At 68.8% G+C, this 17,909-nt stretch carries 21 protein-coding genes and 1 pseudogene; 16 read left to right on the forward strand and 6 right to left on the reverse strand.

Features of this window, described 5'->3' with window-relative positions; all coding sequences use genetic code 11:
• The first annotated feature begins 244 nt into the window (after nucleotides 1–244).
• The 4 genes from phoU (at nucleotide 245) to ACIBA9_RS31860 (ending at nucleotide 4,879) form a co-directional block, all read left to right on the forward strand.
• Entirely contained in the window at nucleotides 245–937 is a 693-nt protein-coding gene (gene phoU, locus ACIBA9_RS31845) for a phosphate signaling complex protein PhoU (RefSeq protein ID WP_362163176.1), read from the forward strand.
• Nucleotides 938–1,150: 213 nt separating this feature from the next.
• Nucleotides 1,151–1,306 (forward strand): hypothetical protein, encoded by a 156-nt coding sequence (locus ACIBA9_RS31850; RefSeq protein WP_362163178.1) that lies wholly within the window; start codon nucleotides 1,151–1,153, stop codon nucleotides 1,304–1,306.
• A 198-nt stretch (nucleotides 1,307–1,504) separates the two neighbouring features.
• The gene (locus ACIBA9_RS31855) at nucleotides 1,505–2,866 is read left to right on the forward strand and encodes an aminopeptidase C (RefSeq protein ID WP_399368479.1); all 1,362 of its coding nucleotides are present in this window, start codon (nucleotides 1,505–1,507) and stop codon (nucleotides 2,864–2,866) included.
• Nucleotides 2,867–3,355: 489 nt separating this feature from the next.
• Complete coding sequence (locus ACIBA9_RS31860) at nucleotides 3,356–4,879, forward strand: protein kinase (RefSeq protein ID WP_399368481.1); 1,524 nt, start codon at nucleotides 3,356–3,358, stop codon at nucleotides 4,877–4,879.
• 24 nt (nucleotides 4,880–4,903) lie between these two features.
• On the opposite strand, the gene ACIBA9_RS31865 is transcribed toward ACIBA9_RS31860, so the two are convergent.
• On the reverse strand, nucleotides 4,904–5,281 hold the full coding sequence (locus ACIBA9_RS31865; RefSeq protein WP_399368483.1) for a hypothetical protein: 378 nt from the start codon (nucleotides 5,279–5,281) through the stop codon (nucleotides 4,904–4,906).
• A gap of 520 nt (nucleotides 5,282–5,801) precedes the next feature.
• Between ACIBA9_RS31865 and ACIBA9_RS31870 the strand changes: the two genes are divergently transcribed.
• The 5 genes from ACIBA9_RS31870 (at nucleotide 5,802) to ACIBA9_RS31890 (ending at nucleotide 8,271) form a co-directional block, all read left to right on the forward strand.
• A complete protein-coding gene (locus ACIBA9_RS31870) occupies nucleotides 5,802–6,011 on the forward strand; it encodes a hypothetical protein (protein ID WP_399368485.1) in 210 nt (69 codons plus the stop codon).
• 5 nt (nucleotides 6,012–6,016) lie between these two features.
• A complete protein-coding gene (locus ACIBA9_RS31875) occupies nucleotides 6,017–6,553 on the forward strand; it encodes a DUF6879 family protein (RefSeq protein ID WP_399368487.1) in 537 nt (178 codons plus the stop codon).
• Nucleotides 6,550–7,392 (forward strand): helix-turn-helix domain-containing protein, encoded by an 843-nt coding sequence (locus ACIBA9_RS31880; RefSeq protein WP_399368489.1) that lies wholly within the window; start codon nucleotides 6,550–6,552, stop codon nucleotides 7,390–7,392. The genes ACIBA9_RS31875 and ACIBA9_RS31880 overlap by 4 nt, the downstream gene beginning before the upstream one ends.
• Nucleotides 7,393–7,477: 85 nt before the next feature.
• The gene (locus tag ACIBA9_RS31885) at nucleotides 7,478–7,936 is read left to right on the forward strand and encodes a hypothetical protein (RefSeq protein WP_399368491.1); all 459 of its coding nucleotides are present in this window, start codon (nucleotides 7,478–7,480) and stop codon (nucleotides 7,934–7,936) included.
• Complete coding sequence (locus ACIBA9_RS31890; RefSeq protein WP_399368493.1) at nucleotides 7,933–8,271, forward strand: hypothetical protein; 339 nt, start codon at nucleotides 7,933–7,935, stop codon at nucleotides 8,269–8,271. The genes ACIBA9_RS31885 and ACIBA9_RS31890 overlap by 4 nt, the downstream gene beginning before the upstream one ends.
• 334 nt (nucleotides 8,272–8,605) lie before the next feature.
• Here the strand turns inward: ACIBA9_RS31890 and ACIBA9_RS31895 are convergent, their stop codons facing one another.
• Nucleotides 8,606–9,043 (reverse strand): recombinase family protein, encoded by a 438-nt coding sequence (locus tag ACIBA9_RS31895; RefSeq protein ID WP_399368495.1) that lies wholly within the window; start codon nucleotides 9,041–9,043, stop codon nucleotides 8,606–8,608.
• A gap of 28 nt (nucleotides 9,044–9,071) precedes the next feature.
• Here ACIBA9_RS31895 and ACIBA9_RS31900 point away from each other — a divergent pair, with 28 nt between their 5' ends.
• The 4 genes from ACIBA9_RS31900 to ACIBA9_RS31915 all read left to right on the forward strand — a co-directional run bounded on the left by ACIBA9_RS31900 (nucleotide 9,072) and on the right by ACIBA9_RS31915 (nucleotide 13,065).
• Nucleotides 9,072–9,830: a hypothetical protein gene (locus ACIBA9_RS31900; protein ID WP_399368497.1), complete on the forward strand. Its 759-nt coding sequence runs from the start codon at nucleotides 9,072–9,074 to the stop codon at nucleotides 9,828–9,830.
• Nucleotides 9,827–10,171 carry a winged helix-turn-helix domain-containing protein gene (locus tag ACIBA9_RS31905; protein WP_399368499.1) on the forward strand — a complete coding sequence of 115 codons (345 nt, stop codon included), beginning with the start codon at nucleotides 9,827–9,829 and terminating at the stop codon, nucleotides 10,169–10,171. Before ACIBA9_RS31900 ends, ACIBA9_RS31905 begins: the two co-directional genes overlap by 4 nt.
• Nucleotides 10,168–11,376, forward strand: coding sequence for an alpha/beta hydrolase family protein (locus ACIBA9_RS31910; protein ID WP_399368501.1), 1,209 nt, complete (start codon nucleotides 10,168–10,170; stop codon nucleotides 11,374–11,376). Before ACIBA9_RS31905 ends, ACIBA9_RS31910 begins: the two co-directional genes overlap by 4 nt.
• Nucleotides 11,377–11,688: 312 nt before the next feature.
• Nucleotides 11,689–13,065 carry a S41 family peptidase gene (locus tag ACIBA9_RS31915; RefSeq protein ID WP_399368503.1) on the forward strand — a complete coding sequence of 459 codons (1,377 nt, stop codon included), beginning with the start codon at nucleotides 11,689–11,691 and terminating at the stop codon, nucleotides 13,063–13,065.
• A 185-nt stretch (nucleotides 13,066–13,250) separates the two neighbouring features.
• Here ACIBA9_RS31915 and ACIBA9_RS31920 read toward each other — a convergent pair whose 3' ends face one another.
• Nucleotides 13,251–13,631 (reverse strand): hypothetical protein, encoded by a 381-nt coding sequence (locus ACIBA9_RS31920; protein ID WP_399368505.1) that lies wholly within the window; start codon nucleotides 13,629–13,631, stop codon nucleotides 13,251–13,253.
• Between the two features lie 401 nt (nucleotides 13,632–14,032).
• Nucleotides 14,033–14,530 (reverse strand): hypothetical protein, encoded by a 498-nt coding sequence (locus ACIBA9_RS31925; RefSeq protein WP_399368507.1) that lies wholly within the window; start codon nucleotides 14,528–14,530, stop codon nucleotides 14,033–14,035.
• A gap of 814 nt (nucleotides 14,531–15,344) precedes the next feature.
• On the opposite strand from ACIBA9_RS31925, the gene ACIBA9_RS31930 reads away from it, so the two are divergent.
• Entirely contained in the window at nucleotides 15,345–15,533 is a 189-nt protein-coding gene (locus tag ACIBA9_RS31930; protein ID WP_399368509.1) for a hypothetical protein, read from the forward strand.
• A 248-nt stretch (nucleotides 15,534–15,781) separates the two neighbouring features.
• On the opposite strand, the gene ACIBA9_RS31935 is transcribed toward ACIBA9_RS31930, so the two are convergent.
• The gene (locus ACIBA9_RS31935; RefSeq protein ID WP_399368511.1) at nucleotides 15,782–16,033 is read right to left on the reverse strand and encodes a hypothetical protein; all 252 of its coding nucleotides are present in this window, start codon (nucleotides 16,031–16,033) and stop codon (nucleotides 15,782–15,784) included.
• 432 nt (nucleotides 16,034–16,465) lie between these two features.
• Between ACIBA9_RS31935 and ACIBA9_RS31940 the strand changes: the two genes are divergently transcribed.
• The gene (locus tag ACIBA9_RS31940; RefSeq protein WP_399368513.1) at nucleotides 16,466–16,933 is read left to right on the forward strand and encodes a hypothetical protein; all 468 of its coding nucleotides are present in this window, start codon (nucleotides 16,466–16,468) and stop codon (nucleotides 16,931–16,933) included.
• 223 nt (nucleotides 16,934–17,156) lie between these two features.
• On the opposite strand, the gene ACIBA9_RS31945 is transcribed toward ACIBA9_RS31940, so the two are convergent.
• Nucleotides 17,157–17,681: a hypothetical protein gene (locus ACIBA9_RS31945; RefSeq protein ID WP_399368515.1), complete on the reverse strand. Its 525-nt coding sequence runs from the start codon at nucleotides 17,679–17,681 to the stop codon at nucleotides 17,157–17,159.
• Here ACIBA9_RS31945 and ACIBA9_RS31950 point away from each other — a divergent pair.
• Nucleotides 17,669–17,830, forward strand: a pseudogene (locus ACIBA9_RS31950) (site-specific integrase); the annotation flags it as partial. The gene ACIBA9_RS31945 and the pseudogene ACIBA9_RS31950 sit on opposite strands and share 13 nt — an antisense overlap.
• Nucleotides 17,831–17,909: the final 79 nt, after the last annotated feature.

The following is a 17,909-nucleotide window of genomic DNA, read 5'->3' on the forward strand; positions in this document are numbered from 1 at the left end:
ATGGGGTGTGACCTGGCTACAGCCGTCCGGGTGCGACCTCGAACACTCGTCGCCCAGAGTTCACCTTGGAGCCAGTAGTGGTTCATTTGGGGTGGCAGAAACGGACGCGTACGGGGCAGACCGTGGGAGCGTGGGGAAAGCGGGGTTCGCGCCCTGCGGCTTTCAGCCACTTTCGGCCACGGAGGCGGGCGCGAGGTGTCACGACCCCCTTCCCCCCCAAGATCACGTACGAGAGGGAATCCTGATGCGGGACGCGTACCACGAGGAACTGGACTCGATCGGCGACGGACTGGTGGAGATGGCCCGGCTGGTCGGATCGGCGATCGGGCGCGCCACGACCGCCATCCTCGACGCCGACCTGAAACTGGCCGAGAGCGTGATCGAGGCGGACAAGAAGGTCGACGAACTCCAGCACGACCTGGAGGCCCGGGCCATAGCCCTGCTCGCCCGTCAGCAGCCGGTGGCGACGGACCTCCGTATCGTCGTCACGTCGCTGCGCATGTCCGCCGACCTGGAGCGGTCCGGGGACCTCGCCCAGCACGTGGCGAAGCTGGCCCGGCTGCGCTTCCCGGCGCGCGCCGTCCCGCAGGACCTGCACGCCACGATCCTGGAGATGGGCCAGCTCGCCCAGCGGCTGATGGCCAAGGCCGCCGAGGTGATCATCACCAAGGACGTCGACCTCGCGCTCCAGCTGGAGCAGGACGACGACGAGATGGACCTGCTGCACCGCACCCTCTTCCAGCACCTGATCGACGACCGCTGGAAGCACGGCATCGAGACCGCCGTCGACGTCACCCTGCTCGGCCGCTACTACGAGCGGTACGCCGACCACGCCGTGGCCGTCGCCAAGCGCGTCGTCTACCTGGTCACGGGTGAGCACGCGGACCATCTCCAGCAGGACGGCATCCCGCCGCGCGGCGGGGTGGAGGAGGCGTGACCCTTCCGGGCCGACAGGGGCGTGACCCTTCCGGGCCGACAGAGGGCGTAGCCCTTCCGGGCGGGCAGGAGTCGTAACCCCTCCGGGCCGATGGGCGCCGGGGGGGGCTCGGGGTCCCGAGGGCGTGGTCGCCTCCGTGCGCCGTTGATGCGCCTGGCGGACTGGGCATGAAATGGACGAGGGCAGCCCTGCCCCAGCGTCTAGGAGGGACCCATGGCCGAATCCCCCGGCACCACGCCCGACCCCACGCAGGAGCACGAGACCGAGCAGCCCGCGCAGATCAGGAGCCTGCCGCTGTTCGGCGCGTGCGGCTGCGGCTCGGGTTGCGGCTGCGGATGCCAGTCGGGCAACCCCTGCCAGTGCGGCTGACGGTACGACCGCTGGTCGGCTGACGGCACGGCAGCGCATCGAAGGGCCGGTGTGAACCCGCTTCACACCGGCCCTTCCCCGTCGTACGCCGGGCCCCACGTCGTCCCTGGGAACTCCGTTGACGGAGCCGAACGGCCATGCGACGGTGAGGGGCGCGCTGCTGTCGAGAACCCCTGAGAAGAGTGGAGACGGGCTGCTGTGACCTCCGGAAACGAAGACTCCCCCCAGCCCATGGACCGCGGCCTGACCGCGGACCAACTCGACCTCTTCGAGAAGGAGTTCGCCGCCCGGGGGGTGAACCGGCTGATGCAGAACGCCGTCACCCAGACACCCGTGGACGACGTGGCCCTGGACCGGCGGATCCTCACCGGTATCGACCACTCGGTCTCCCACCACCTGGACGACTGGAAGGCCACCAACCAGAAGCAGAGCGGCCGGTGCTGGATGTTCGCCGGCCTCAACCTGCTCCGGGTCGGCGCCGCGCGGAAGCTGGGCGTGAAGGACTTCGAGTTCTCCCAGAACTATCTGCTCTGGTGGGACAAGCTCGAGCGCGCCAACCACTTCCTGGAGGCCGTCGTCGAGACGTCGGACCGCGACGTGGACGACCGTACGGTGGCGCACCTGCTGACGGACCCGATCGGGGACGGCGGCCAGTGGAACATGTTCGTGGCGCTCGTCGCCAAGCACGGCCTGGTGCCCAAGTCGGCCATGCCGGAGACCGACAGCTCCTCCTCGACCCGGGCGATGAACCGCGCCCTGCAGACCGTGCTCCGCCAGGGTGCCCGCGACCTGCGCGCGCGGGCCGGCGAAGGGGCCGAAGCGCAGCGCGAGCACAAACGGGAGGTGCTGGCCGCCGTCCACCGGGTGCTCAGCATCCATCTCGGCACGCCACCGCAGCGGTTCCTGTGGCAGTGGGAGGACAAGGACAAGAACTTCCACCGTGACGGCTGGCTCACTCCGGCGCAGTTCGCCGCGTCGTACGTGCAGCTCCCGCTGGACGAGTACGTGTGCCTGGTGCACGACCCGCGCGAGTCGAGCCCGGTCGGGCGCACCTTCACCGTCGAGTATCTGGGCAATGTGGTGGACGCCCCGCCGGTGGTCTACCTCAACACGCCGATGGAACAGCTGAAGCGGCTGGCCATGGACGCGATCGTCGGCGGCGAGCCGGTGTGGTTCGGCTGCGACGTGGCCAAGATGATGCGGGCGGACGCGGGCGTCTGGGACGCCGGGCTCTTCGACTACGCGGGCGTCTACGACACCCCGTTCACGATGGACAAGGCCGACCGGCTGCTGCACCACGACACGCAGATGACGCACGCGATGCTGTTCACCGGCGTCGACGTGGTGGACGGCAGCCCGCGCCGCTGGCGGGTGGAGAACAGCTGGGGCGAGGAGAGGGCGGACAAGGGGTTCTGGACCATGAACGACTCGTGGTTCGGCGAGCACGTCTTCGAGATCGCGGTCCGCCGCTCCGCACTCCCACCGGACCTGTCCGCCGCCCTCGACCAGCCCCCGATCGTCCTCCCCGCCTGGGACCCCATGGGCGCCCTCGCCAAGTGAGGCTTTCGGCCGGGGTGTCGCGGGACCGGAAGCATTCGGCAGCCTCTTCATGAGGTCCCGGCCGGGCTGGATCCTGGGCTGCGTGCCGGCTCCGGTCCTCCTGCTGACGGCCTGCACCTCGGGCCGGGACCCGGCGACCGAGTCGACGCCCTCCTGGCCGAAGGCGGTACCTACAAGGTGACCGTGGTGTGCGCGGGCAAGGGTGCCGTGGACCTGGACCTCACTGGCCGAGGCCCAAGAGGAGGTCGAGTCGGCTCGTCGGCGACGACACAAGGGCTCACGGCCGAGGTCGGCGACGACGGGAGTTGCCGGGCCGACGGCTTGCCAGACCTGCCTGCCGCAACGCGCCGGCCACGGGAGAAGTGGGGCCGTCTCGACGCCGCGCCGACTTGGGTCGGATAGCTGACACGGGCTGGGGGTACCCGCCTCGCAGCATGGCCCATGGTCCATGGCCGAGTCCGGTACGCGGCGACAGCAACGGAGAACCAGATGAAGGCCCGCCAGTCAGCAGCCCCGCCGCCACCCACGCCGGTTGCAGCGGATGTGCAGCCCGCCGAAGTGCTCTCCGGCCGCTACCGGTTGGGCGCGAGAATCGGATCGGGCGGCATGGCCGACGTGTACGAGGGCGTCGACACGCGCCTTCGGCGGCCCGTGGCCGTCAAGGTGTTCCGGCCCGGACCGGACCCGCAGATAGAGGACCATCTCACGGCGGAGGCCGTCCTTCTGGCCCGTCTGCAGCACCCGGGACTGGTCACCGTCTACGACGCCGGCCGCCATGACGACCGTACCTACCTGGTCATGCAACTGATCAAGGGCCCCACCCTGCGCAGTCTCCTGGCGTGTGGAGCGCTGCCTGAGCGGCGTGTGGCAGATGTGGGCGCCGCCCTCGCGCGGGTGCTGGCCTATGTCCACCGGGCCGGCGTCGTGCACCGAGACGTCAAACCGTCGAACATCCTCCTCGACGCGGCGGGCGCCCCTCACCTGGCTGATTTCGGCATCGCGCGCCTGGCCAACGCCACCCGCCATACGGCACCGGACGTGCTGATAGGCACCGCCGCCTATCTGGCACCGGAGCAGGTCGAGGGCAGGCGGATCGGGCCGGCCGTCGACATCTACGCGCTCGGCCTGGTCCTGCTGGAGTGCCTGAAAGGCGAACTGGAGTACCAGGGCACCGCGTTGGAAGCGGCGGTCGCCCGCCTGCACCGCCCACCCGAAGTCCCCACCTGGCTCCCCCCGGAACTCGCGGACCTGTTGCGGGCCATGACCGCCCAGGACCCCGAGGCCCGCCCGGACGCCGCGCAGTGCGCGCAAGTCCTCGCCTCCCGGCACGCCGGACCTGATCCACACCCCCTGCCGCCCGCGGTGCCCGCGGCGCCCTCCGAGGCGCGCCTTCCGACACCGCCGGCCACGCACCACGGAACGAAGGAGCACATACGCTCGCAGGAGGCGGCAGTCCCCCGGCGCGATCTCCCCGGCGGCACTCGCCACAGCCGTCGCCTGGCGGCGGGCACGGTCCTGGCCCTCTCCGTGGCCCTGGGCGCGACTCTTGCCGTCACATCCGGCGCCAGCCGAGGCGACGACCGGGCAGCGGTGACGCCCGCCAAAACCCCTTCGCACGCGCCCTCCGGTACGGCGACCGCCAAGAGCGGGCCCGGCGCCCTCCCGCCCACCCGATCTCACAGCGCTCAGTCCCCCTCCAGCGCAGTCGATGCGTCCCACCCCGCGGCTGCGGCAACCGGATCTCATGCCCAGCCCGTCTCCAGGACACTCGACACTTCCTATACGGCGGCTGCCCCGAGCTCGAGCCGCAGCGCCTCTGCACACCCCGCGACCTCGAAGCCGCCCCGGTCGGCGTCACCACGATCCGCGCCGACCCCACCCGGAGCCGGCGGCCGGCACCGGAAGACACATAAGGCGCACCCCACCAAGGCGGCGTCCCGGCCACCAAAGCCCTCGAAGGGCGGCGCCACTACCAGCCCCCCGCCCAGCCCGAGCCCGAGCCCGACGCAGTAAAGGCCGAGGCCCGCTGCCGTAACTTCAGTCCGGCAGACAGGAGCGGAATCGGTGCAGCAGTTCAAGTGCTGCGGGGCTCTTCGCGTCGAAGGTCTGGCCGCGTTGTTCGACAGGAAGATCCGGTCCCCAGATACGGGCACCGTGGCAGCGGAAGCAGAAGGCGATCTCGAAGAGCCGATCGGTCGAGCTGCGCGCTCGGATTCCCCAGCCCGGGAGGAAGCAGCGGTACGGCTCACTTCCTGGTAGGTCGGCGACAAGGGACAGGGCCTGCCGGGCCTGATCCCCCTCCCAGATCGCGACGGTGTCGCCGGCCAGGTCCTCCGAGCCGATGTGCCTGACGGGGTCGGTGATGCGGACGACCTCGACGAACTCGGTCTTCCCATGGGTTGGTGGCAGCAGCATGCTCCCAGACTCCCCGATCGCAGCTTCCCTGACCAGGGAGGGCCGCGGCGGCGGCGAGCATGGAACTCGGCTTGCGAAGGCGGCATCCTGGTGGTGTCTGACGGTCGCCGCGCTCCCTGGGCCGGCACTCATCGGCATCATTCCGCAGGTGATCCCCATCGCCATGACGCCCCGGTGGCTCGAGACCCGAATACGGGCCTTCGGCCGCCCCTTCTTTGCGTCCCTCCCCCAGAAGCCGTTCAGCAGGCGGGCCCGATGGCCACCTGTACATGCTTCAGGCGCTTGGCGGGGGTGGCATCGGCGTTGTAGCCGGGGTTGTCGCTTGCCCATGCCGCTTCGGTGCAGGGCCCCGAGCGTGTTGCCTGACTGTGACCGGCGTTTCCGCGCTTGCTCGCTACCCGCCGGATTGCAGGCAACAGAGCACCTCTACAGCTCCTCACGCAATCTCCTGCAATCACCCGGTAGACAGCAGCAACGGCCAGCATGCTGGGCCTTCCAACGGCCAGAACGGAGAGCACCCATGCAGCTCAGGTTCATCGGCACCACCTCCGAGAACGGCAACTGCCCCACGCTGTACGAGGACCTCGAAACCGGTGACATCGTCGTGCAGGGGTACACCGTCACCGACCCCGCCGACGTCGCCCAGCTCCGCGACGTCCTGGACAGCGAGTCGTTCGTCCGCGTGCCCCGCGAGCTGCTCACCCGCTTCACACCCCGAGACGAGGAGTAGACCGCGTGCCCGACCTGATCCCGTTCGACGAGATCACCCATCTGTTCACCGAGTTCGAGCACACCGCCTGGCGACTGGAGACCCAGCGCGGGTACGCCACCGACCGCGTGAGCCCCAACTGGGCGCGATGGAAAGCGGGCGAGGACTTCGCAAACGATCCGCCGGACGCCTGGCGGCAGAACATCGCCGAGCAGACCGCCGCCGGGAAACGCTTCGAGCGGGTGCGCCTGGTCGACGACCCACCCACCGAGGGACAGCAGTTCCTGCTCGCTCGCGCACCGAGCAACGAGGCCGCGGGCGAGGACATCCGCAACCTGTGGCGCGCGGATGCGGTACGGCTCGGCCTGCCGGGATACGACTTCTGGCTCTTCGACTCCCGCACCGTCGTCCGGTTCGTCATCGACGAAGACGGCGTGACCCTCGGGGTGGAGGTCCACGAGGACCCTGCGACCGTCGTCCACGCCTGCCAGGTACGGGACGCAGCCTGGCACTTCGCCGTCCCTACCAGCCAGTTCCAAGCCCAGGTACCGTCTGCCCGGTGAGCACCGATTACCAGACCGGCCGCGAGGCCCTCGGTGTGCGGCTGCGTGAGCTGCGCACCGAGGCCGGCCTTCAGGGCAAGGATCTCGCGGAGCGGCTGGGCTGGCAGCGCTCGAAGGTGTCGCGGCTGGAGAACGGCAAGCAGACCGCCACGGCCGCCGACCTGGAAGCCTGGGCGCTCGCCCTGGACGCCCCGGGCGAGCTGGCGGACCTTCACAGTCGACTGCGCGGCCTGGAATCTCAGCAGCGCTCCTGGCGCCGCCAGCTCGCCACCGGGCACCGGGCCGTCCAAGACCGGTACGTTGCCGAGTACCGGCGTACCTCGACCGTCCGCGGCTACGAGGCCACCGTCATCCCGGGCCTCTTCCAGACCCCGGGATACGCCCGGCATCTCCTCATCCTGAACGCCGAGCTGATGCAGTCGCCCCGCGACACCGACGAGGCTGTGAACGCCCGCATGCGGCGCCAAGAGGTTCTGTACGAGGGTGACAAGGCCTTTCGCGTTCTGATCTGGGAGGGCGCGCTGCACGCCCTCGTCGGACCGTCCGAGGTGATGGCCGGCCAACTCGACCGCCTCATAGGACTGATCGGGTTGCCGCAGATCGAGCTTGGCATCGTGCCGTTCGGGGTGCGGTTGAAGCTGTCACCGAAGCACGGATTCTGGATCTTCGATGAGCAGCGGGTGGTCGTCGAGACCATCAACACCGAGTTCACGCTGGAGTCCGCCGAGGACGTGGCCTTGTACGGGCGCGTGTGGGATCGGCTGGAAGAGGCTGCCGTGTGCGGGCAGCAGGCACGTCGACTGATCGGCCAGGCAAGGGCCTCCCTCGACCTCGGTTGAGCAACCCACCTCAACCCAGCGACCGCAGGCGCGATGCCGCGCAATCGGCGCACAGGCCCGCAACCGCCCTGCATACGGTCACGGCATGGCGACTCACCTCCCCCTCGCCTCCGTGGCGGCGGCACAGGACTGGCTGCTCTCCTGCATCCCAGACCCGACGGCAGCACAACACGCGTGGGACGCGCAGCAGCTGGCCGCGATTTCGACCGGCACGCACTGGCGCGTCGCCGAGGCCTCGCTGGCACTCAGCCTCGCAGCGATGCGCCGGCTGGGGTCCCACCCCCACGGCCCCGTACTCGCCGACGTCCACCGCAGCCTTTCCTGGTGGCTGCTGCCACCCGGCCTCTGTGACGAACTCGACGACGTCGCCGGCCTCACCGTGCACCCGGTCGGCTGGGAGCTCATGTGCCCGCCATTCGTGCACTCCACGAGCGGCAGGTGGTGGCTGGCGCTGCCAGCCGACGGTGGCCGGCTCACCGATCCCATGCTGCTCGGCGCCGCGTTCGGGCCCGGCGGCTACCACTCGGAAGCAGGTGACCTGTGACAGCCACCGAGACCAGCGCACTCGTCGACATCCCGGCCAGCCTCCTGCCGCTCATCCCCCTGCCGCCCCTGGAAGTCCTGCCCGACGCCCGGGCGCGCGGCGCCGAGTGCGTGTGGGGAGGCGAGCCGCTGTCCACCGCCACGGCCATCGACCTCGGCGAGCGCGAGACTGACGGTGGCCACTGGTTCCCGCGCGCCTGCCGGCCCTGCACCCGCCGCGCCGTCCTGGCCGCACGCAACGACCACCCGGGCCGGTGCGAGCAGTGCACCGACGACGCCACACTCTGCGAGACCCGCCGCGCCCTGCACACCCTCGCCCTGGAGCTACGCCGATGATCTGCGCCCGCTGCACTGAGCCGATCCGCCCCGGCGAGGAGCCCCGGGAAATCCAGAACCACGGCGCGAGCGCTGCCGGCGGCTCCGTCGTCGTGCACGCGCGGTTCTGCCGCCGCGCTCCGCAGCAGACCGCGCCGCGCCAGTAGTACAACTCCGTGCCCGGCACACCCCGACGTGCCGGGCACGGGCAGGACTCCAGCGGACTCGACGACGGCAAGGGCGAGGGCCAGGGCGCTGGAGACGTGGCCGTCCCCGTCATCCCCATCGAGGGCGGGCGGCCACACCCCCACGCCGCCCGTCCTCACAGCCCCTCAGGCGGTCGAGGACATCTTGTTCAGTTCAAGTCGGCCTCCGGGGAGGATCGGAACGGCCAGTAGCGGGAGCGGTCAGCCGGTGGTGAGCTGCCCCGGAATGCGGCCGGAGGCGCGGAGTTCCTGCAGGTCGGGGATGTGGATGTAGAGGGTGCCGGGGCTGACCCGAAGAGCTTGGCGATCGAGGTGATCGAGTTCTCGGGATTGGGGAGCATGTCGCGGGCGGCACGGATGATCTCGGGGGTGGCGACGGTGGGTCGGCCGCCGACGCGGCCGCGGGCGCGTGCGGCGTCCAGGCCCTCGCGGGTGCCGGAGACGATCAACTCGCGGATGAACTCGGCGAGGGCGGCGAAGACGCGGAAGACGAGCCGGCCGCCGGGGGTGGTGGTGTCCAGGCGCTCGTGCAGCGGCAGAAGCCGATCTCGCGGCGTCGGAGTTCGCCGACACCGATTTCTTGCCATAACTGGTTTGTGATGCAAAGCTGACTGGGTGACAGACGCTTCGATGCCCTCGCAAGGCACGCCTCACGAAGTCCTCGCCGGTCTCGGTGAATTGACTCGCAAGGTCCGAGCCGCTCAGCGCGGCACCTGGTTTCCTCTCCTGCTGCTCGGCGCGCTCACGCTGGGCGGCATCCTGGTCAACCGCTTCACCTTCCACGTCGAGACCGTTCCCTGCCCGGCAACCGCCCCCGCCGCAGGCATGGGCTGCACCGTGGGGGTGAAGCAGAATTCGCCGTACTACTGGGACCTCGGGCTCGCCCTCGCCTACGTCGCGACGGCGTTCTTCTACATCCGCCGCTCCCGCGACCGAGGTGTCGGCACCCCAGTCCGGCCGTACATTCTCATTGGGGTAGGCCTGCTTGGCCTGGTGGCCGCCACCACGTTCTGGGCCACCCGTCACGGGCTCCCGCAGCCCGGCGACCCAATCGACTTCTGGGGCCTGCATCTCGACCCCACTTCCGAGGCGACGGGGTTCGTCGGAATGCTCGTCGGCAACGTCACGGCCGTCGGACTGCCGCTGCTCGTACTGTCCTGGGTGGAGCGCAGCCGTGCCCTGCTGCTGCTCACCCTGGCATACCTGGCCCTCTTTCTGGTGCCGTTCCTCACCCGCTTCCAGCTCTTCCAGTTCATCCCCGTCACCTCCCCCTGGTCCGCCGCGCCCCGCCTTGGCCTCCAGGCCTTGCTCCTCCTGCTCGGCGCCCTCGGCTTCGGCCTGGCCGAGCGATCCCGTCGGCGCGACGTCTCATGACCTCCGAGCCCGATCAGCATCCCGTCAACGGCCTGAACGACGTGGTCCACCAGCGCGTCCGTCTCGGCATCCTCACCGTGGCCCACCAGGCACGCCGGGTCGAGTTCGGCTTCCTGCGCACGGCACTCGGCCTCACCGCCGGAAATCTCAGCCAGCATCTCACCGTCCTGGAGAAGGCCGGACTGGTCGAGATCGAGAAGGGCTACGAAGGCAAGCGCGCCCGCACCTGGCTCTCCCTCACCCCGGCGGGCGAGCGCGCGCTGCGCGACGAAGTCACCCAGCTCAAGCGACTCATCCAGCAGATCGAGACACCGACCAAGAACCCCGGGGAGGACATGTGACCACCACACCGGTCAGCCCGAGAACGGACCTGACGCGCCGGCGCATGCTCACAGCCGCGCTGGCCGCCAGCGTCGGGGCCGCCGTACCGATCAGCGCAGCGCGCCAGGCATGGGCGGCTTCGACCGCCACCGGCCCGGTACAGCTCACACTGCCCGCCCCCACCGGGCCGCACCCGGTGGGCACGGTGCCGCTCCACCTCGTCGACACCTCGCGTCCGGATCCTGTGGCCGGCCCGGGACATCACCGCGAGTTGATGGCCAGCATCTGGTACCCCGCTTGCAAGACGAAGGACCTGCCGCGCGCTCCCTGGATGACCCAGGGTGCGCTGCGGGCATTGCTGGCGGACGGCGGCTTCCCCCTCGATCCCGCCCTCGGCCCACTCACCGCCGCACACGTCGGTGCACCCGTGCACCAAATGGGCCATCGCCTGCCCGTCCTCGTGTACTCGCACGGCGCGGGCAGCCATCGCGGCGACCACACCATCATGGTCCAGGAACTCGCCAGCCACGGCTACGCCGTGGTCACCGTCGACCACACGTACGACACGTTCAGCGAGTTCCCCGACGGTCGACTCACCGTTCCGGCAGAGGTCCCGCCATTCCTGGGGCCCCGGGACTTCGCCACGGACATCCGGTTCGTGCTCGACGTCGTCGAGGGCCTTGCCGCCGGGCACAACCCCGACGTCGACGGCAGGCCACTGCCCCAGGGACTGCTCGGCGCCCTCGACCCGAGGTGCATCGGCGTGTTCGGCTGGTCGAAGGGTGGCACCGCCACCGCGCTCACTATGCTCGCCGACCAGCGCGTTGGCGCCGGGCTCGGTATCGACGGCCCGATGCAGCCGACCATCACCACCGACCTGGACCGGCCGTTCATGATGATGACCGCTTCGTTTACCCGGCCCGCCATGCCGGACGTCGCCGAGTTCTGGACACACCTTCGCGGCTGGCGGCTGAACGTCCAGGTCGACGGGGCCGTCCACAAGACGTACGGCGACGACGCGACACTGATCCCGCAAGCGGGCAAGGTCCTCGGCATGACCAACCAGCAGATCCAGGACATGATCGGCACCCTCGATCCGGACCGGGCGGTCCGGATCCAGCAGGCCTACCCGCTCGCGTTCTTCGACCTACACCTGCGACACCGCCGGGGACATCTGCTCGACGGACCGCGCGCGGCCTTCCCAGAGGTGAAGTTCGTCCCGTGAGAAGCGTCGGACCGCGCAATGCGCGGTCCGACCAAGACCGCCAGGAATGCCGTTGATATCCAGGCACGGCCTTCGCAAGGCCGGCTATCCGCGCAGCCCCGAGGGGAGCTGGTGACAGTTGAACTGGAGAGCCCATGAGTAGCGTGGCAAGGTCCGCGATGGCTGCTCCCTGAACGCGATCGCCCCCGGGCACTGCCGGTAGCGGGGGCTGGCCCCACCTTCGATCAGCCGGACAGCCGGATGGCCGGGAGAGCGCCATGTCGGCGACCGTTGCGCTGTCCCGAGCAAGTCGCCCACAGAGAAGGCAGGATCGTGCGCATAGTCACGGCCACCGCCGCCGCCCTGGCCCTCGCCGGCCAAGCCGCGCCGGCCGCCACCGCCCACCAGCCGACCACCGACGGAATCTGGCGCATGGACGGTTACGGCACCGTCCTATCCATCCGGAACGGAACCTTCCAGGAGTACCAGACCACCCCCGTCAGCTGTCTCAAGGGCGATTCCGCGCAGCGGACCGGCCCCGGCACCTACACCATGCCCGACGGCACTGTCCTCACCGTACGCACCCAAGGAGGCCGCGACCGCGCGTCCATGCGGGTGGACGGCTCCGTCGGCGACCGGAACCTGCGCCGGATCCCGGAGTTGCCCGACGCCTGCACGCGTCCGGCCCCCAAGGGTCCGCTTGCTGCCTTTGACGTCTTCTGGCAGTCCTTCGAGGAGAACTACCCCTTCTTTTCCGCCAAGGGCATCGATTGGCACGCCGTACGCGACCAATACCGCCCCCGGGTCCACGCTGGGACGACGAGGGACGAGCTCTACGCCGTCTTCAGCGAGATGGTCAGGCCGCTCCACGATGCCCACGTTGCCGTCCAGAACGGCGATCGCGTCTTCGCACGGGTTCGCCCCGGCACCGTCGTGCCCACCGAGGAGTTGGACGCCAAGGTCAAGAAGTTCATCGTGGCGCGCGACCTCGAGAACGCCCGGAACGTCCGGGACTTCGCCAACGGGCGGATCACCTACGCCGACCTCCCCGGTGGGCAGGGCTATCTGCGGATCTCCGGCTTCGGCGGATACGCGGGCGACGGCGCCCCCTACGCCGCCCAGATGGCCGAGCTCGACAAGGCGCTGGACACGGTCTTCAGCCGGGAGCGCACCCAGCGCCTGAAGGGCCTGGTCATCGACCTGCGGATCAACGGCGGCGGCTCCGACGCCCTGGGAATCCACATCGCCGAGCGCCTCACCGACACCTCCTACCTCGCCTACTCCAAGCGGGCCCGCAACGACCCCGCCGACCCCACCCGGCACACCCGCCCCCAACCCGCGTATGTCACGCCCGCCCAAGGGCCCCGTTACACCGGGCCGGTCGCCGTGCTGACCGGCGGCTCGACCTTCAGTGCGGGGGAGACCTTCACCCAGGCCCTCATGGACCGGCCTGGCCAGACGGCCCGGATCGGGCAGCCCACGCAGGGCGTCTTCTCGGACGTCATGTCGCGCAAGCTCCCCAACGGGATGTCGGCCTGGCTTCCGAACGAGGAGTTCCTGACCCGGGCGGGCAGGACCTTCGACGGCACGGGCATTCCACCGCACCTCGAAGAGCCGGTCTTCACGAAGAAGGAGTTCGACAAGAAGAGGGACTCGGCCTTCGACACGGCTCTGAACGTTCTGCGGAACTACGACGGCCCCATGAGTTGATCAACCCACCGAAGAGACATGCGCGAGCATGCCGCCGCCCGCGAACACGGCATGCACGCCCTGCGGCACTTCTACGCAACGCCCGGAACGCTCTCGGGCCGGCGCTCCGGCCGCGAGGCTCGGGGGGCTGCTTCACCTCGGGTGTCACGGCGGGAGCCCTGGGAAGTCGGGAACCCCTCGTTCGCCTAGGGATGTGCGTGGTCGTGGGGCAGGCCGCAGGCGTCGTCACGCAGATGCAGTCTGCGGAGGTCCTGGACCAGGGCGACGGGAAAGGGATGGAGCATCCACTTGGCCTGGTAGCCGGCCTCGCCGTGCTCTGTGAACACGTTCTGAGCGGCGTTCAGCACGGCGTGGGAGAACAAACGACGCGAGTGTGCCGACTGCCAGATCACCGTGCCGGCGGTGTCCGGTAGGTCGGGGCTGACCGAGACATCGGGGAACTTGTGGATGGTCACGTCGATCAGTACATCCGTGGCACGGAGCACCCAGCGGAGTTCCTGCGGCTCGGCGTCGAAGAAGAATCGGGTCGTGCGCTGCTGCCCGTACAGCCCTCCCGCAGCTGCCACGAGATCCGCCAACGCATCGGTGCAGTAGCTGACTACGAGCGAAGCCTGATGGGAGTCGGTGGCCAGGTGACACCTCGCCCAACCATGGCCCTGGAGTTCCCACTTCAGCTGAAGGGCGCCCGTTGGCGCCTGAGCGAACGGCACAGGGAGCAGGCTATCGGGCAGCGATCGGCCCTCACCCTTGGGAAGCCTGGATCTCCTGGAAAGCAGTTGCTGTGCTGACCTGCAATTGAGTGGCGCCGGAGTGCTGGTCGCCCCCGTGGCCAGTGCCCGCTGCTCCCCGTGGTTCCCTGCACGATCTGGTACGCGACTGGCACGGCTCCTTCGGCTGAGCCACCTGGAGCGGGTAGCCCCCGACCGAGCGCAGTGAGACACAGCCGCGCAAGCCGACCTCCCCTTCATCACACAGTCGTCCTGCGCCGGTAGTACGCGAGCGCCGTGGCCGCGAGGAGGGGCGCCCAGGCCAGCAGCGGGGAGTAGCACACCACGAGGAGTACTTGCTGGGCCGGCGTCTGCGTGACACGCCCGATCAGCCCTGCCGCCTGTGTACAGGCGAACCACCCCACTATCGTGCACAGCAGCGCCGCCCCGAGCATTGCCGGTACTACCGCCGCGAGTGTGTGCACGCGCCGTCCGCCGATGAGTGGGAGCCAGCGAGGTGCGACCTCGCCCCACGGCCGCACCAATCCGAGTGTGAGCAGGGCGAGACCTTCTGTTACCAAGGTCAGCGAGATGGCTACGACCGCCTCGCGACCGTTCCGGCCCAACTGCTCGGCCACCGGGAGCCCCGCAACCTGGGCGATCCGCCACAGGCCGGACGGCAGGGTGACAAGTGGCACTGTGTGGGCCGCGAGGACAGCCCAACGTGGAGCACTGGATAACCCGTCGATCTTCACCATGGGTTCCATCGTGCTCACGCCGAGATGCCCGCGCATCCGCATGCGGGATGACAAGCCTCTCCTCTATGGGGAGTACCTAGCTACCGCGTCGGGGGTCAAACGCGAACTCGCCATCGCCGCACTTCCAGAGCTCAGACCGGCGGCCCGAAGGAACGAGTCGAGACCAGGTCCGCGCTGACTACCGCGCCGCCCAGGAACACACCGCCCTCGGCCTGAAGGACCGCGAGCCCGTGTCCAACTGCGGGTCCTCGGAGAACGGCGTCCGAGGGTCGTACGCCCGGTCCATCTACTCCAACGTGCGGACAGCGCTCAGCGCGGCAGTGGATGACGGCCACCTACCGGCTCACTCTGTACGCGAATCGTGGCGGCAGATTCATTTGAACAGGATCCACGTTACGCGATCTGGTTTCGGACTCTCGAATAACGCATCATGATTACGCGTTTCCGATTACGTCTTCCGCATCCGACATCTTTTCACGTTTGCCAATCATGAATCGTGTCCGCGTGGGCTGCCCACCAAAGTTCGCCGATGCATTTGGGTCATACCAGGCCGGCCAGCCGCACGGCAAGGCTTGGCCCCCACCTGAGAGGCCGTCCGACGCCAGCTGAGCAAGCGCGCTCAAGGCCCAGCGTCCGGCCAACGCTTGATACCGACGGCTAGTTAATAGGGTGGATATAGCGCTGAGCTCAGCCTTTTGTTAATTGTCGGATGAGGCAGTAGGGTCCTGCTACCGAAATAGTGGAGAGGCCACCCATGGCCGGGCAGCCTCTCCTCTCCATGGGCTTGTTCATTGACCCAGCGATAGGACAACACATGACTCACACGGAGAGGGCCATAGTGCCACGGCGGGGCCTCCGCATCGACCTCGCCCTCCGCGAGACACCGTTCACCGTCATCGGTCTCGGCGGTGCCGGCCTGGGTGTGCAGACCGGGACCGGCCCCGTCGCCGCTTCCCTGTTCGCGCTGCTCGTGGCAGTCCGCGTCCAGATCAGCCGCACCTAGGGTCCACGGCCCCAAGCCCCAGCACAGCAACAGGCCCCCTACCAGCAGCGAAACGGCAGGTAGGGGAGCGGTGATGCACCCCTCTTCCATGTCCGACCACTCCTTAGCCACGCCATGGTTGAGCAGCTTCTGCACTCAGGCACTGAGCTGGGCGGACGGTGGGGAAAGCGGCCCCATCGGGCCCGGCTGCTTTCACCGTTGTTCCCCGCTGTTCCCGCCCGATCTGGTGCCTTGTGGTGCGGCAGACTTCAGCGCTGGAGTCCTGGCGCCGGCTCGATGACGTCACCCCAGACACGATCGCCCCATGGGTTTCCCTCGACACCGAGGCGTGCCGCGACAACATCGTCGAGGAAGTGCGCCTGAGCGACGCCTACCGTCGCGTGGGGCCACCACAGTGAGTCGCACTCGGTGCACAGCAGGAAGCACGTCCCATCGGCCTTGAAGCGGTACGGCTGGACCCAGTCCTGCTCACAGCGCGGGCAGACACGTTTGACTGACATGACCAGCACGGTACTCCGGGTGGGAGTGCACGCTTTCCAACTGTGTTGGTGGCCTCGTGGGCTGCCTCCGGGGTCGTTCACCTGCGTTCATGGGCGGCTGGCGCGGGCGGCAACACCTGCTGACGGTCCCGTGTGAACGGTCCTGAATGGGGCTGAATGAGAAGGGAACTGAGACGGGCGGCTCTACCCGGCAGGCTGCGGCCCCACGGGAGGAAATGCGTGGACCCACCACCATGCAAGGGGATGGGTTCCGTCTGGTCATGCGTCGTCTAGCGGCCACGCGGAGTGCTGAGGCGGTTTGTACTACTGCCGTAACAACCACTGCCGAACCCCGGCAGGCACGCGCGCCCGGGTGCCGGGGATGGCACTCTTTCCGCCTACGGCCCGTCAGGTCGGGCCAGTCAGAGGGGGAGTCTCTCCACGATGCATCGCATGCGCGCCGCCGCGGCCGTTCTCGCCGCCGCAGGGCTCGTCACCGCCACCCAGCTCGGTCTCGCCGGCACGGCATCGGCCGCGACCCCGGCTACGACGAGCACCGGTTGCCCGGTCAACCTCGTCTACCCGGCGAGGTTCTACGTCGACTCGCACGGTTGGGTGACCAACGGCGGTCTGTACTTCGGGATCAAGAACAAGAGCACGACCAAGAGCTTCACGAAGGTCACGCTCACCGTCACGGACGTCGCGAACATCCGCTTCGGCACGGCCACGCCCAAGAACGGCCGGGTCACCCACAAGACGTCGATGACGGTCTCCGTGTACAAGGGGACCCTCAAGCCGAGCAGCAGCCTCGGCGTGAAGGTGCAGACACACCTGCTCAACACCCACAGCTACAAGGTGAAGTTCGCCCTCCACGGCACCGGCTGGACCTGCGCCGTGAACCAGGGCACCTGGGGCGTCTGACCCCAAGTTCCCCTTCGGTCCACAGGGCGTCGCGGGGCGCTGTCCATCGGTTCAGGACAGCGCCCCGCGAGGCACAAGGGCTTTGAGGTCTGGCCTCATCTTTATCAGGTCGATCACCATGGGGTCCCGGCACTGCTGAGCGGCAGCTACTCGCTCTGCGGCTGGCCGTATAAGTGCGCGCTGATCCGCTCCCGTGCGGGGCTGTTGGTGTCAGACGTTGGTGTCAGACGTCAGTCGGTTGCTTGACGACTCCGTCAGGCCAGTGCTCATGGCGCATGGTCGGCACTCTTGGGACGCTTGCCGCAGCGAGGGCAGCCTCTCGCTGTTCCCGTTCCTCACGGAGTTCCTTGGCGAGCTGGGCAACTTCCCCTGCGACCCGTCGTTGCTCGTCCCGTGCCTTCAGAAGTTGCTTGCGTCGCACCTCCAGGTGAATGACCATGGCGGCCAAGACGGAGCGCAAGGCGTATGGCCACGACGCTGCGGCGACGTTCGGCTCATCGACCATCGACGTGTGGCGAAGCAGCGGACTCAGACAGTTGATCAGGTCAACTTCGTCCCCGGCGCTCAACGCTGCATTCAGGCGGTGCGCTACCTTGTTGCGCATTGAGTTGACCTTGAGATAGGCCGGGACATCCTCCTGATCGAGGGCTCCATGGGCCGCCACCAGGGCCACCTTCTGCGGGAAGGTGAAGCGATCGAAGTCGATCCGATCCGGAAACGGCACGAGATCCCCGAGCAGCTCGATCATTCGCGGCCCTCGCCGAGTACCTCGGTCACTCGGACCCGGGGCTGACGCTCCGCGTGTACGCGCATCTGATGCCGTCGAGCCAGGAGCGCACTCGCAAGGCGGTCGCCGCCGTCTTCGACACGGCCCGACCGGGCTCGTCCGGCACCTGACGGCCCAGAGACGGCCCAGAGGCAGCAACAAGCCCCCTACTCGCGGAGAAACCGCAGGTAGGGGGCTCGATCGTGGGCG

Origin of the sequence: Streptomyces sp. NPDC051452 (assembly GCF_044454765.1) — a bacterium.
In the GTDB taxonomy this organism is placed as follows: domain Bacteria; phylum Actinomycetota; class Actinomycetes; order Streptomycetales; family Streptomycetaceae; genus Streptomyces.